The 13,927-nt window shown below is 60.7% G+C and carries 13 protein-coding genes; 3 read left to right on the forward strand and 10 right to left on the reverse strand.

All coding sequences use genetic code 11. The features are described 5' to 3' along the window. Positions 1 to 95: 95 nt before the first annotated feature. From cysN to AC1Q9F_RS08785, 3 genes are all read right to left on the reverse strand, one after another. Positions 96 to 1,994, reverse strand: coding sequence for a sulfate adenylyltransferase subunit CysN (cysN, locus tag AC1Q9F_RS08775; protein WP_492619534.1), 1,899 nt, complete (start codon positions 1,992 to 1,994; stop codon positions 96 to 98). 9 nt (positions 1,995 to 2,003) lie between these two features. Next, a complete protein-coding gene (gene cysD / locus AC1Q9F_RS08780; RefSeq protein WP_007953546.1) occupies positions 2,004 to 2,921 on the reverse strand; it encodes a sulfate adenylyltransferase subunit CysD in 918 nt (305 codons plus the stop codon). A gap of 148 nt (positions 2,922 to 3,069) precedes the next feature. Further along, positions 3,070 to 3,828: a Nif3-like dinuclear metal center hexameric protein gene (locus AC1Q9F_RS08785; RefSeq protein WP_207985047.1), complete on the reverse strand. Its 759-nt coding sequence runs from the start codon at positions 3,826 to 3,828 to the stop codon at positions 3,070 to 3,072. A gap of 103 nt (positions 3,829 to 3,931) precedes the next feature. Here AC1Q9F_RS08785 and algW point away from each other — a divergent pair, with 103 nt between their 5' ends. The 3 genes from algW (at position 3,932) to AC1Q9F_RS08800 (ending at position 8,014) form a co-directional block, all read left to right on the forward strand. Continuing rightward, the gene (algW, locus tag AC1Q9F_RS08790; protein WP_492619533.1) at positions 3,932 to 5,089 is read left to right on the forward strand and encodes a Do family serine endopeptidase AlgW; all 1,158 of its coding nucleotides are present in this window, start codon (positions 3,932 to 3,934) and stop codon (positions 5,087 to 5,089) included. A gap of 87 nt (positions 5,090 to 5,176) precedes the next feature. Continuing rightward, on the forward strand, positions 5,177 to 7,282 hold the full coding sequence (locus tag AC1Q9F_RS08795; RefSeq protein ID WP_492619532.1) for a TonB-dependent siderophore receptor: 2,106 nt from the start codon (positions 5,177 to 5,179) through the stop codon (positions 7,280 to 7,282). 12 nt (positions 7,283 to 7,294) lie between these two features. Next, entirely contained in the window at positions 7,295 to 8,014 is a 720-nt protein-coding gene (locus AC1Q9F_RS08800) for a DUF4198 domain-containing protein (protein WP_492619531.1), read from the forward strand. A gap of 48 nt (positions 8,015 to 8,062) precedes the next feature. Here AC1Q9F_RS08800 and hisC read toward each other — a convergent pair whose 3' ends face one another. The 7 genes from hisC to AC1Q9F_RS08835 form a co-directional block, all read right to left on the reverse strand. Continuing rightward, positions 8,063 to 9,115 (reverse strand): histidinol-phosphate transaminase, encoded by a 1,053-nt coding sequence (gene hisC / locus AC1Q9F_RS08805; RefSeq protein WP_492619530.1) that lies wholly within the window; start codon positions 9,113 to 9,115, stop codon positions 8,063 to 8,065. 2 nt (positions 9,116 to 9,117) lie between these two features. Beyond that, on the reverse strand, positions 9,118 to 10,443 hold the full coding sequence (gene hisD, locus AC1Q9F_RS08810) for a histidinol dehydrogenase (protein ID WP_108559608.1): 1,326 nt from the start codon (positions 10,441 to 10,443) through the stop codon (positions 9,118 to 9,120). 123 nt (positions 10,444 to 10,566) lie between these two features. Continuing rightward, complete coding sequence (gene hisG, locus AC1Q9F_RS08815; protein ID WP_007953554.1) at positions 10,567 to 11,202, reverse strand: ATP phosphoribosyltransferase; 636 nt, start codon at positions 11,200 to 11,202, stop codon at positions 10,567 to 10,569. A 127-nt stretch (positions 11,203 to 11,329) separates the two neighbouring features. Continuing rightward, positions 11,330 to 12,595: a UDP-N-acetylglucosamine 1-carboxyvinyltransferase gene (gene murA, locus AC1Q9F_RS08820; protein WP_207985041.1), complete on the reverse strand. Its 1,266-nt coding sequence runs from the start codon at positions 12,593 to 12,595 to the stop codon at positions 11,330 to 11,332. A gap of 22 nt (positions 12,596 to 12,617) precedes the next feature. Continuing rightward, a complete protein-coding gene (locus AC1Q9F_RS08825) occupies positions 12,618 to 12,857 on the reverse strand; it encodes a BolA family protein (protein WP_007953556.1) in 240 nt (79 codons plus the stop codon). Between the two features lie 115 nt (positions 12,858 to 12,972). After that, complete coding sequence (locus AC1Q9F_RS08830; protein WP_207985040.1) at positions 12,973 to 13,278, reverse strand: STAS domain-containing protein; 306 nt, start codon at positions 13,276 to 13,278, stop codon at positions 12,973 to 12,975. Beyond that, positions 13,275 to 13,925 (reverse strand): MlaC/ttg2D family ABC transporter substrate-binding protein, encoded by a 651-nt coding sequence (locus AC1Q9F_RS08835; protein ID WP_007953558.1) that lies wholly within the window; start codon positions 13,923 to 13,925, stop codon positions 13,275 to 13,277. The genes AC1Q9F_RS08830 and AC1Q9F_RS08835 overlap by 4 nt, the downstream gene beginning before the upstream one ends. Between the last annotated feature and the right edge of the window lie 2 nt (positions 13,926 to 13,927).

Raw genomic sequence — 13,927 nt, forward strand, 5'->3', positions numbered from 1 at the left:
GCCGTTACCGCAGCAACGGATATTCACCCCAAACACCCAAAAAAAAACCCACCGATAATCACTCATCAGCGGGCTTTTTCATTCGCAGCTAACGCTTAAATCGCGCCACGCTTACGCAACAGATCCAACACCTGCTTCACACTTTCATCCAGCGACAACGACTGGGTGTCGATCACAAGATCAGCATCCAGCGGCACGTCATACGGGAACGACTCACCCGGAATGTTATCGCCACCCGCAGCATACAAACCTTGCGGATCACGCTCAGCACACACAGTCGGCGAAGCCTGAACATAAACCGTCAGCAAACGCTCCTTGCCAATCAGATCCTTCGCCTGCTCACGACCTTCAGCACTCGGCGCCACAAACGCAGCCAGCGTCAGCAGACCCGCTTCGTTGAACTGACGCGCCACATGCGCGGCACGACGCCAGTTCTCGGTGCGACCCGCGCGATCCTGCGGCAGCCCCTTATTGAGGTCATGACGCAAATTCTGACCATCCAGCACAAACACCGCACGACCCAGATCGAACAGCTTGCGCTCGACCGCGTACGCCAACGTGCTCTTGCCGGCGCCTGACAGGCCGCTGAACAGCACGGTGGCCGGTTGCTGACCGAAACGCTGGGCACGCTCTTCGGTTGCTACATGGGCCAGTTTGCCGTGATGCGTAGCCGTGCCATGGGTCACCGGCTGAGCGACGATCATGCCGGCGCCGACGGTGCCGTTGGTCAAACGGTCAATGATGATGAACGCGCCGGTGGTGCGGTTGCTGTCGTAACCGTCGAGGGCGATCGGCGCGTCGAGCGCGATCTTCACCTTGCCGATTTCGTTGAGCTGCAACGCGCTCGCCGGGCCTTCTTCGAGGGTGTTGACGTCGACCTTGTTGACGATGCTGGCGATGGAGCCCGGCACGTAACTGGTGGCGCGCTTGATGTCGTATTTCTTGCCCGGCAGCATCGGCTCTTCAGCCATCCACACCAGCATCGCTTCAAAGCTGTCGGTCACCGGCGGAACGTTGTCGGCGTGTACCAGCAGGTCGCCACGGGAGATGTCGATTTCGTCTTCCATGGTCAGCGTTACCGCCTGGCCAGGACCTGCGTGTTCCAGTTCACCTTCGAAGGTGACGATGGATTTCACGCGGCTGCTCTTGCCCGACGGCAGGACCACGACTTCGTCGCCCTTCTTGACGATGCCGCTGGCCAGAGTGCCGGCGAAACCGCGGAAGTTCAGGTTCGGACGGTTGACGTACTGCACCGGGAAACGCAGATCGGTGAAATTGCGGTCGCCCGCCACTTCCACGGTCTCGAGGATTTCCATCAGCGACTGGCCGGTGTACCACGGCGAGCGCTCGGACTTGTTCACCACGTTGTCGCCCTTCAGAGCGGACATCGGCACGAAGTGCATGCTCGTCGGCTTCATCTTCAAGCCTTCGGCGAACTTCAGGTAGTCGGCCTTGATCGACTCGAACACGCCCTGATCGAAGCCCTTGAGGTCCATCTTGTTGATGGCGACGACGATGTGCTTGATGCCCAGCAGGGATGCGATAAAGCTGTGGCGACGGGTCTGGGTCTGCACGCCGTAACGGGCGTCGACCAGGATGATCGCCAGGTCACAGGTGGACGCACCGGTGGCCATGTTGCGGGTGTACTGCTCATGGCCGGGGGTGTCGGCGATGATGAATTTGCGCTTGGCGGTGGAGAAATAGCGATAGGCGACATCGATGGTGATGCCCTGCTCGCGCTCGGCCTGCAGGCCGTCGACCAGCAATGCCAGGTCGATGTCGTCACCGGTGGTGCCGACTTTCTTCGAATCGCGGGTAATGGCTTCGAGGTGATCTTCGTAGATCATCTTCGAGTCGTGCAGCAGGCGCCCGATCAGAGTGCTCTTGCCGTCATCGACGTTACCGCAGGTCAAAAAGCGCAGCAGTTCTTTACGTTCGTGCTGGCCCAGGTAGGCGAGGATGTCCTCGCTGATCAAATCAGATGCGTGCGACATGACAACCCCTTAGAAATAACCCTGACGTTTCTTGTCTTCCATCGAGCCTGCGCCATCGTGGTCGATGACCCGGCCCTGGCGCTCGGAAGTTCGCGTCAGGAGCATTTCCTGAATGATGTCCGTCAGGCTTTCGGCCTCGGACTCCACCGCGCCCGTCAACGGGTAGCAGCCAAGGGTACGGAAACGCACTTTCTTTTTGACGATGCGCGCTTTGTCTTCATCAGACAGGTGCTCGAGGATGCGCTCGTCGTCGATCATGATCAGCGTGCCGTTCTTCTCGATCACTTCGCGTTCGGCCGCGAAGTACAGCGGTACGATCGGGATGCCTTCGAGGTAGATGTACTGCCAGATGTCCAGCTCGGTCCAGTTCGACAACGGGAATACGCGGATGGATTCGCCCTTGTTGACCTTGCCGTTGTAGACGTTCCACAGCTCCGGACGCTGGTTCTTCGGGTCCCAGCGGTGTTTGCTGTCGCGGAACGAGTAGACGCGCTCCTTGGCGCGGGACTTCTCTTCATCGCGACGGGCACCGCCGAAAGCGGCGTCGAAACCATGCTTGTCGAGCGCCTGCTTCAGGCCCTCGGTCTTCATGATGTCGGTGTGCTTGGCGCTGCCGTGGGTGAACGGGTTGATGCCCTGCGCAACGCCATCCGGGTTGACGTGGGTGATCAGGTCCAGGCCAAGTTCTTCGACCATCTTGTCGCGGAACTTGTACATCTCCTGGAATTTCCAGCGGGTGTCGACGTGCATCACCGGAAACGGCAGTTTGCCCGGGAAGAACGCCTTGCGTGCCAGATGCAGCATCACGGCGGAGTCTTTACCGATGGAGTACAGCATCACCGGGTTGTCGAACTCGGCGGCCACCTCGCGGATGATGTGGATGCTTTCCGCCTCCAGCTGTTTCAGATGCGTCAGTTTGTCGACCATGGCTACTCACGAAAGCTTTCTTATGAACGGCCAGCGGGCCGTGTTCGAGCGAGGAATCCTAGCACAGCGACCTCTTCTAATCAGGAAGCCAACTAGATCGAAAGGGTATATGAATATGCCCGCCCGTTCGGGTGCTTTCAGGGAAAAGTCAGATCGGATTCGGGCAGTCGATGAAGATGTGCTCGAGGGCAAAACGCTTCGCCAGATAGTCACCCAGCGCCTGCACGCCATAGCGTTCGGTGGCGTGGTGGCCGGCGGCAATGAAGCTGATGTCGTTTTCCCGGGCGCTATGGAACGTCTGCTCAGAGGCTTCACCGCTGAGGAACAGATCGACGCCGGCCGCGATGGCGTTGTCGATGTAGCCCTGCCCGCCGCCGGTACACCAGCCGACCCGGCGGATCATCGCGCTGCCTTCGACCAGCAGCGGCTCGCGGCCCATGACTTCCTGTACTTTGCGGGCGAAATCACGCGGGGTCATCGGCTCGTTCAGCGAACCGACCAGACCGACGATCTTCAGATTGTCCGGGTCCAGCGGACCTTCGACGGTGATGTCCAGCTGACGGGCCAGCTGCACGTTGTTGCCGACGTCCGGGTGCAGATCCAGCGGCAGGTGATAACCGAGCAGACTGATGTCGTGCTTGAGCAGCGTCTTCAGACGACGCTGCTTCATGCCGGTGATGCACGGGTTCTCGCCCTTCCAGAAATAACCGTGATGCACCAGCACCAGATCGGCTTCGGCCTCGACGGCGGCATCAAGCAACGCCTGGCTGGCGGTGACGCCGCTGACGATGCGCATCACCTGCGGACGGCCTTCGACCTGCAGGCCGTTGGGGCAATAATCGGCAATTTTCGCACTGCCGAGGTAGCGGTCGGCTTCTTCGACCAGGGTACTGAGGGCGACGGCCATGAAAGACTCCTGAAAATCCCGTTCAGAGGCACGCGCGGCCTCGTATAATGCGCGACATTATGGGCGGTCTGACCCCGCCTGCAACTTTTCCAGGACGTGCTTAATGCTCAAGGCGCTGCGTTTTTTCGGCTGGCCGCTGTTGGCCGGCGTGCTTATCGCTCTGTTGATTATTCAGCGTTACCCGCAGTGGGTCGGGCTTCCGAGCCTCGACGTCAACCTGCAACAGGCCCCGCAGACCACCAGCACGCAGCAGGGGCCGGTGTCCTATGCCGACGCGGTGACCATCGCCGCGCCGTCAGTGGTGAACCTCTACACCACCAAAGTCATCAACAAGCCGAGCCATCCGCTGTTCGAAGACCCGCAGTTCCGCCGCTTCTTCGGTGACAACTCGCCGAAGCAGAAGCGCATGGAATCGAGCCTCGGCTCCGGCGTGATCATGAGTCCGGAAGGCTACATTCTGACCAACAACCACGTCACCAGCGGCGCCGACCAGATCGTCGTGGCGCTCAAGGACGGTCGCGAAACCCTGGCCCGAGTGATCGGCAGCGACCCGGAAACCGACCTCGCGGTCCTGAAGATCGACCTGAAAACCCTGCCGGCGATTACCGTCGGCCGTTCCGACAACATCCGCATCGGCGACGTCGCGCTGGCCATCGGCAACCCGTTCGGCGTCGGCCAGACCGTGACCATGGGCATCATCAGCGCCACCGGCCGCAACCAGTTGGGCCTGAACAACTACGAAGACTTCATCCAGACCGACGCGGCGATCAACCCGGGCAACTCCGGTGGTGCGCTGGTCGATGCCAACGGCAACCTCACCGGCATCAACACCGCGATCTTCTCCAAGTCCGGCGGCTCGCAAGGCATCGGTTTCGCGATCCCGGTGAAACTGGCGATGGAAGTGATGAAGTCGATCATTGAGCACGGTCAGGTGATTCGCGGCTGGCTGGGCATCGAAGTGCAACCATTGACTCAGGAACTGGCCGAGTCGTTCGGTCTGTCGGGCCGTCCGGGGATCGTGGTGGCGGGGATTTTCCGCGACGGCCCGGCACAGAAGGCCGGCCTGCAACTGGGTGACGTAATTCTCAGCATCGACGGCGAACCGGCCGGTGATGGTCGCAAGTCGATGAACCAGGTGGCGCGGATCAAGCCGACCGACAAGGTCACGATTCAGGTGATGCGCAATGGCAAGGAGTTGAAGCTGACCGCTGAAATCGGCCTGCGTCCGCCGCCGGCTCCGGTGAAGGAAAAAGAAGAGTAAGACTTTGTTCGCGTCATTGGCGCGAATAACAGACATTCTCAACAGGCATGTTATATTGTTTCAATTAGCACATTGGAACAACATAACATGTCGTCTCGAAAAAAGGCCTCCCTCCTCGGCCTGACCCTTGGCCTGCTTGGCGATCCCGTGTTTGCCGATGAACCGCAAACGCTCGAACTCGACGCCATCAGCGTCACCTCCGATTACGAATCCCCTACCGGCCCGGTCAAAGGCTACCGCGCTACCCGCTCGTCCAGCGCCACCAAAACCGACACCGCAATCCGCGATATTCCGCAGGCCATCAGCGTGGTGCCCGCCAGCGTACTCAAGGATCTGGGCAGCACCAGCGTCGAGCGCGCGCTGGATTTCGCCGGTGGCGTTTCAAAGCAAAACAACTTCGGCGGCCTGACACTTTACGAATACAGCGTGCGCGGCTTCACCACTTCCGAGTTTTACCAGGACGGCTTCAGCGCCAACCGTGGTTACCCGAGCACACCGGACGCTGCCAACATCGAGCGCATCGAAGTGCTCAAAGGACCGGCCGCCAGCCTTTACGGCCGAGGCGATCCGGGTGGTACGGTGAACATCGTTACCAAGAAACCGCAGCCCGAAGCGTTCACTACCCTGCAAACCAGTGCCGGCAGTTGGGATCGTTATCGCACCGCGCTGGACGTCAACACGCCGCTGAATGATCAGGGTGATGTGCTGTCGCGAATCAACCTCGCGGTCGAGGACAACAACAGCTTTCGCGATCACGTCGACAGCAAACGCGTATTCCTCGCCCCCTCTTTCAGTTGGCAGTTGAACCCGGACACCAGCCTGCTGGTGGAGAGCGAATTCGTGCGTCATAGCTCGACCTTCGACCGCGGCATCGTTGCGCCAAACAATAAATGGAGCGGCGTCTCGCGCTCGACATTCCTGGGTGAGCCGAACGACGGCAACATCGACAACCACAACAACAGACTGCAAGCCACGCTTGAGCACCACCTCAACGATGCCTGGAAACTGCGCCTGGCCAGCCATTACAAGGAAGGCAAACTGTGGGGATTCGCCTCCGAAAACCGTCCTTTGAATGCCGATGGCCACACAATCAACCGCCGCTATCGCGAACGCGATACCAACTGGCACGACAGCATCACCCAGCTGGAACTGCGCGGCCTGTTCGACCTCGGCACCTGGCAGCACGAACTGCTGATCGGCAGCGAGTACGAGAACTTCCGCAAGAACGAGCGCGTCACCACCATCGCCGGCGGGCCTTACGCCATCGATATCTATAACCCGGTGTACGGCCAGCCCAAACCCAACGGCGCACGCTCCGGCACAGACTTCTTCGAACACGTCGAAAGCCATGCGCTGAACCTGCAGGATCAAATCGTCTTCAGCGAAAAACTGCGCGGGATGATCGGGGCGCGATTCGAGCACTTTGAGCAAAACATCGATGACCACAGCCGCAACACCACCAGCCGCCAGAGCCACGATGCACTCACCCAACGTGCCGGCCTGCTCTATCAACTGACACCGGACACAGGCCTGTTCGCCAACGCCTCGACCTCATTCAAACCGAACAACGGCCTCGATGCCGCTGGCAAATCCTTCGATCCGGAGGAAGGTGTGGGTTACGAAATCGGCATCAAGAACGAGCTGTTCGACGAACGGTTAAGCAGCACCCTCGCCTTCTTCCATATCGACAAGGAAAACGTCCTCGCCCTCGACCCTGGCACCGACACCAGCCGCGCCATGGGCAAGGCCCGCAGCCGGGGTTTCGATCTGAAAGTCACCGGGCAAGTCACCGACGCCGTCAGGGTGATCGGCGCCTTCGCCTGGATCGACGCCGAAGTCACCAAGGGTGATGCAGCGATCCCCACCGGTAGCCGCATCCTCGGAGTGGCCAAACGCAGCGGCAGCCTGCTGGGTGTCTATGAGTTTCAGGACGGCCGCTTGCGCGGCTCGGATATCGGCGCGGCGTTCACCTACGTCGGTGACCGCTCGGGTGAGTCCGGCAGCGATTTCGAGCTGCCGGCCTATCACACCGTCGACCTGCTGGCCCATTACAAGGCCAGCGACACCGTCACTCTCGGCCTGAATCTGAACAACCTGTTCGACGAAAAGTATTACGAGCGCTCGTACAGTAACTACTGGGTCAACCCCGGCGAGCCGCGCAATTTCACGGTCAGCCTGACACTCAACCTGTAAAAGGACGTCACCATGCAATACGGCAAATCCCTGCTGCTCATCGCCGCGCTGTTCGCCACACACGCCTCGGCCCATGGTTTGTGGACCGAACAACGGCGCGGCAATATCGAAGTCGTCTACGGCCACGGTGCCGAGGACAATGCGTTCAAACCGCAGAAAGTCAGCGGGGCGTGGGCCTTTGACACGAGCGGCAAGATGATTCCCGTCAGTGTGCAGCGCCTGGCAGATCACGCCCGCCTGCAACCGTTGAAACCGCCGGCGGTGATGGCCGTAGCCCTGAACAATGGCATGTGGTCGCAAACCGCCGACAAGAAATGGGTGAACGAGGGGCGCAGCAAAGTCCCAGGTGCCATCGAGTCGACCGAGACCCTCAAGTACAGCCTGGCGATTTATCAGCCGGGAGCGAAGCTGCCCAAACTGGATCAGATCAAATTGCTGATCCTGCCAGAGGTCGATCCGCTGACCGTCGGGCCGGGGAAATCATTGCCGGTGCGTGTGTTGCTGGATGGCAAACCGGCCGCGGGCGTGAAGTTGATCGGTGACTACCGCAGCGCGCCGAATACCTTGAGCACTGAAACCGACAAGGAAGGCCGCGCGCAGTTGCTGGTGCGCAATGAGGGATTGAATGTGATTGCGGCGCAGGTGGAAGTGCCGGTGAAGGACAGTTCAGAAGTGAGCAGCAGAGGGTTGTTCAGTTCGTTGACGTTCCTGGGCGAACCGCATCACGAATAAACCAACGCTGATCCCTGCGGGACGAAACCCACAGGGATCAGCGTCGTTTCAGAGTTCGCCCAGGCCGTCGATCAACGCCTGATTCTGCTCCGGCGTACCGATCGAGATCCGCAGGAACTGGGCAATCCGCTCCTGCTTGAAGTGGCGCACGATCACGCCCTGCTCACGCAGCTTGGCCGCCAGCCCCGCCGCATCGTGTTGCGGATGACGGGCGAAGATGAAGTTTGCCGCCGACGGCAGCACTTCAAAGCCCTTGGCCTGCAACTGTGCAACCACCCACTCGCGACTCTCGATGACCAGTGCGCAGGTCTTGTCGAAATACTCGCGATCTTCGAACGCCGCGGCCGCGCCGACATTGGCCATGCGATCGATCGGGTAGGAGTTGAAGCTGTTCTTGATCCGCTCCAGCGCCTCGATCAGGTCCGGATGGCCGACCGCCAGGCCGACCCGCAGGCCCGCGAGCGAACGGGACTTGGACAGGGTCTGGGTGACCAGCAGGTTCGGATAACGGTCGACCAGGCTGATCGCGGTTTCACCGCCGAAGTCGATGTAGGCCTCGTCGACCACCACCACCGAATCCGGGCTGGCCTTGAGAATCTGCTCGACCGCTTCCAGCACCAGCAGGCAACCGGTCGGTGCGTTCGGGTTAGGGAAGATGATCCCGCCGTTCGGTTTGGCGTAGTCCGCCGGGTTGATCTGGAACTGCGCATCCAGCGGCACCGCATCGAAATCGATGCCGTAAAGGCCACAGTAGACCGGATAGAAGCTGTAGCTGATGTCCGGGAACAGGATCGGCTGATCGTGTTGCAGCAGGCCGTGGAAGATGTGCGCCAGCACTTCGTCCGAACCGTTGCCGAGGAACACCTGATTGCTTTGTACGCCGTAATACTTGGCGACGGCGTTCTTCAGCAGGTCACTGTTCGGATCAGGGTATAGACGCAGGTTGTCGTTGAGTTCGGTCTGCATCGCCGCCAGGGCTTTTGGCGACGGGCCGTAAGGGTTTTCGTTGGTGTTGAGTTTGACCAGACGGGTCAGCTTCGGCTGCTCGCCCGGCACATACGGCACCAGATCCTTGACGAACGGGCTCCAGAATTTACTCATGTTCAGTTCCCCTTCACGTCGTCTTTGATGCGGTATTCGGCGCTGCGCGCGTGGGCGCTCAGCGATTCGCCACGGGCCAGGATCGATGCAGTCTTGCCCAGCTCGGAAGCACCGGCCTCGGAGCAGAAGATGATCGACGAACGTTTCTGGAAGTCATACACGCCCAGCGGCGAGGAGAAACGCGCGGTGCCGGACGTCGGCAACACGTGGTTCGGACCTGCGCAGTAGTCGCCCAGCGCTTCGGAGGTGTGGCGACCCATGAAGATCGCGCCGGCGTGGCGGATCTGCGGCAGCCAGGCCTGCGGGTCGGCGACCGACAGTTCAAGGTGTTCCGGCGCGATGCGGTTGGCGACTTCGATGGCCTGGGCCATGTCGCGCACGTGGATCAGGGCACCACGGCCGTTGATCGAGGTTTCGATGATGGTCGCGCGATCCATGGTCGGCAGCAGTTTGTCGATGCTGGCGGCGACCTTGTCGAGGAACTCGGCGTCCGGGCTGACCAGAATCGCCTGGGCGTCTTCGTCGTGCTCGGCCTGGGAGAACAGGTCCATGGCGATCCAGTCGGGGTCGGTCTGGCCGTCGCACACCACGAGGATTTCCGACGGGCCGGCGATCATGTCGATGCCGACCTGACCGAACACGTGACGCTTGGCCGTGGCGACATAGATGTTGCCCGGGCCGACGACCTTGTCCACCTGCGGCACGCTTTCGGTGCCATAGGCCAATGCGGCAACGGCTTGCGCTCCACCGATGGTGAACACCCGGTCGACGCCGGCGATGCACGCCGCCGCCAGCACCAGCTCGTTGACTTCACCGCGCGGGGTCGGCACCACCATGACCACCTCGGTCACGCCGGCGACCTTGGCTGGAATCGCGTTCATCAACACCGATGACGGATACGACGCCTTGCCGCCCGGCACGTACAGACCGGCGCGGTCCAGCGGCGTGACTTTCTGGCCCAGTACCGTACCGTCGGCTTCGGTGTAGCTCCAGGAGTCCTGCTTCTGTTTTTCGTGATAGCTGCGCACGCGGGCAGCGGCTTTTTCCAGCGCTTCGCGTTGCGGGACAGTGATGCGGGTCAGAGCCAGCTCCAAGCGCTCGCGCGGCAGGATCAGGTCCGCCATCGAAGCGACTTCGAGGCCGTCGAATTTCTGGGTGAACTCGACCAGCGCCGCGTCACCGCGCTCACGCACAGCCTTGATGATGTCCAGCACCCGCTGATTGACCGAGTCGTCAGACACACTTTCCCAGCTCAGCAGATGATCCAGATGATGCGCGAAATCCGGGTCAGCAGCGTTGAGTCGGCGAATTGCAGTCGGTGCGGTCATAGCGAGAGCCTCATAGGAATGGCAAAAACTCAGGCGCCCGAAACTACCATTCGATCCGCTTGGGCACCTGAGATTCTGGCTATGAGGCGGATAGACGGCGCAACTTAACGTCGCGCAGGTAAATCAGCCGCGGTGTCGAGACTCCACTGCCTTGCGCAGGGTGTCGATCAACGCCTGGATACGGGCGTGTTGCATTTTCATCGAAGCTTTATTGACCACCAGACGCGAGCTGATCGTGGCTATCAGTTCCTGGGGTTCCAGGCCGTTGGCGCGCAGGGTGTTGCCGGTGTCGACCACGTCGATGATCTTGTCGGCCAGGCCGATCAGCGGTGCCAGTTCCATCGAGCCGTACAGCTTGATGATGTCGACCTGACGACCTTGTTCGGCGTAGTAACGCTTGGCGACGTTGACGAATTTGGTGGCGACGCGCAGGCGGCCCTTGGGCTCGACCGCGCCGACCTTGCCGGCGGTCATCAGCTTGCACTGGGCAATCTGCAGATCCAGCGGCTCGTACAGGCCCTGGCCGGTGTATTCCATCAGCACGTCTTTACCGGCAACGCCGAGGTCGGCCGCGCCATGCTCGACATAGGTCGGCACGTCGGTGGCCCGCACGATCAACAGGCGAACGTCTTCCTGGGTCGTGGGGATGATCAGCTTGCGGCTCTTGTCCGGATTCTCGGTCGGCACGATGCCCGCTTCGGCGAGAAGCGGCAGGGTGTCGTCAAGGATGCGGCCCTTGGACAGTGCGATGGTCAACATGGGAAACGTCAGTCCTTATCAAGGTACTCATGTCCGGTCGCAATCGGCGCCGGACATACATCGAGGGCGTTACCACCCCCGATCAAAACGAATTCAACGGACACTTCCCTGTGTCCAGATGCAGCGATTAGCCCGGAACGCGACGGATCTTGGCGCCCAGCATCTGCAGTTTTTCCTCGATGCACTCGTAACCACGGTCGATGTGGTAGATGCGGTCGATCAGCGTATCTCCTTCAGCCATCAGGGCCGAAATTACCAGGCTTGCCGAAGCCCGCAGGTCGGTAGCCATGACCGGCGCGCCCTTGAGGATTTCAGTACCGGTGACAATGGCCGTGTTGCCTTCGACCTGGATCTTGGCGCCCATGCGGTGCAGTTCGTACACGTGCATGAAGCGGTTTTCGAAGATCGTCTCAATTACGGCGCCAGTGCCTTCGGCAATGGCGTTGAGCGAGATGAACTGCGCCTGCATGTCGGTCGGGAACGCCGGGTACGGCGCGGTGCGCACGTTGACCGCTTTCGGGCGCTTGCCGTGCATGTTCAGCTCGATCCAGTCTTCGCCGCTGGTGATTTCGGCGCCGGCTTCACGCAGCTTTTCCAGAACAGCTTCGAGAATGGTCGGATCTGTATCCTTGACCTTCACGCGGCCACCGGTGACCGCAGCGGCTACCAGATAGGTGCCGGTCTCGATACGGTCAGGCATGACTTTGTAGAAGGTCGAACCCAGACGCTCGACGCCGTCGATGGTGATGGTGTCGGTGCCGGCACCGGACACCTTGGCGCCCATGGCGTTGAGGAAGTTCGCCAGGTCGACCACTTCAGGTTCGCGGGCGGCGTTCTGCAACACGCTACGGCCCTTGGCCAGAGCGGCGGCCATCATGATGTTTTCGGTACCGGTCACGCTGACGGTATCGAAGAAGAAGTGCGCGCCGCGCAGGCCGCCTTCAGGCGCCTTGGCCTTGATGTAGCCGCCTTCGACGTCGATGACTGCGCCCATGGCTTCCAGGCCACGGATGTGCAGGTCGACCGGACGCGAACCGATGGCGCAGCCACCAGGCAGTGCGACTTCGGCTTCACCGAAACGTGCAACCATCGGACCCAGTACCAGGATCGAGGCACGCATGGTTTTCACCAGTTCGTACGGAGCGACCAGGGTCTTGATGGTGCGCGGGTCGATTTCGACGCTGAGCTTTTCGTCGATCACAGGCTCGATGCCCATGCGACCGAACAGCTCGATCATGGTGGTGATGTCGTGCAGGTGCGGCAGGTTGCCAACGGTAACCGGGCCATCGCACAGCAGGGTGGCGGCCAGGATCGGCAGGGCGGAGTTCTTCGCCCCGGAGATGCGGATCTCGCCATCAAGACGAGCGCCACCGGTAATAATCAATTTATCCATAAGAATCTCGACGCCCTAGGGCTCAGGTGCGCTCGGCCCAGGCCGCGCTGCTGAAAAATTTCATAGTGACCGCGTGGATGCTGCCATCGGCGATCCAAGGGTTCAAATGGGCATAGATGCTTTGCTGACGCTTGACCGGGCTCAACGCCGCCAGTTCATCACTAATCACGTTCAGCTGAAAGTTGCAGCCTTCGCCTTCAACTTCCACCTGCGTTCCTGGCAGCTTTCCTTCAAGGAAGCTCTTCACTTCTACGGCCTGCATGCTCAACCTCAATCGGCGCCCTGTGCGCACGGGTCGGACATCATACAAAAAAGCCCCGCGCCTGCGAACCCCGCTGCGCAGGACTCTGACGGGGGGCTTCTCTATTGATGCGGGTTCAGGGTTGCGCCAACAGCTCGGTCAGTTCGCTGACCTGAGCAATTTCACGCATGTCTTCGGGCATCCCGCGGATGCTGACCGCCTTGCCGGCGGCCTTGGCATCGCGAATGAAGCACAGCAGCAGCGACAGACCGACGCTGCTGGACTTCTCCACCGCCGAGCAATCGATCACCAATGCCGGGGCATTGCACGACTTGATCAGCGCCCTGCCCTGCTCGCGCAGGTCAGGGGCGGTGCGGTAATCCAGCACGCCGCTGAGCTGCAGTTCACTGGCTTGATCCAGACGAATGGCCGACTCGGTCATTGGGCTGGCTTCTCGTTCTGCTCGGCCGACTGCTTGGCCTTGGCGACTTCACCGGCCCAGCCGTTGATGGTCTTGTCCAGGTCGTTGCCATTGCGCTGCATCGCGTCGGCGAACTGGTCACGGAACAGCTTGCCGATGTTGATGCCGTTGATGATCACGTTACGCAGCTTCCACTCACCGTTGATCTTCTCCAGGGTGTACGACACCGGGTAGATCGCGCCGTTGTTGCCCTTGACGGTCATGCCGACGCTGGTGCGGTCGCCCGACTCATCCTTGGGCGCATCGACGGTGATGCCCTGGTTGTTGTACTCGAGCAGCGCGTTGCCGTAGAACTGGAACAGGCCGCGCTTGAAGTTTTCCTCGAAGGTCTTCATCTGCGCCGGGGTTGCCTTGCGCGAATACTTGACCGTCATGATGCTCTTGGAAATGCCCTCGGCATCCACGACCGGCCCGACGATGGTGTTCAACGCGGTGTAGAAGTCAGCCGGGTCCTGCTTGTACTTCTCTTTATTGGCAGCCAGATCAGCCAGCATCCGGTTGGTGGTGTCCTGAACCAGGTCATGCGCCGAAGGCGCCGCCACGGCATTGGCCACCAGCGGCAGCGCCGCAAGCAACACCAACAGGCCACGTCGCAAGGTAGAGATCATTC

The organism is Pseudomonas sp. GW823-FHT04A03 (genome assembly GCF_058796615.1).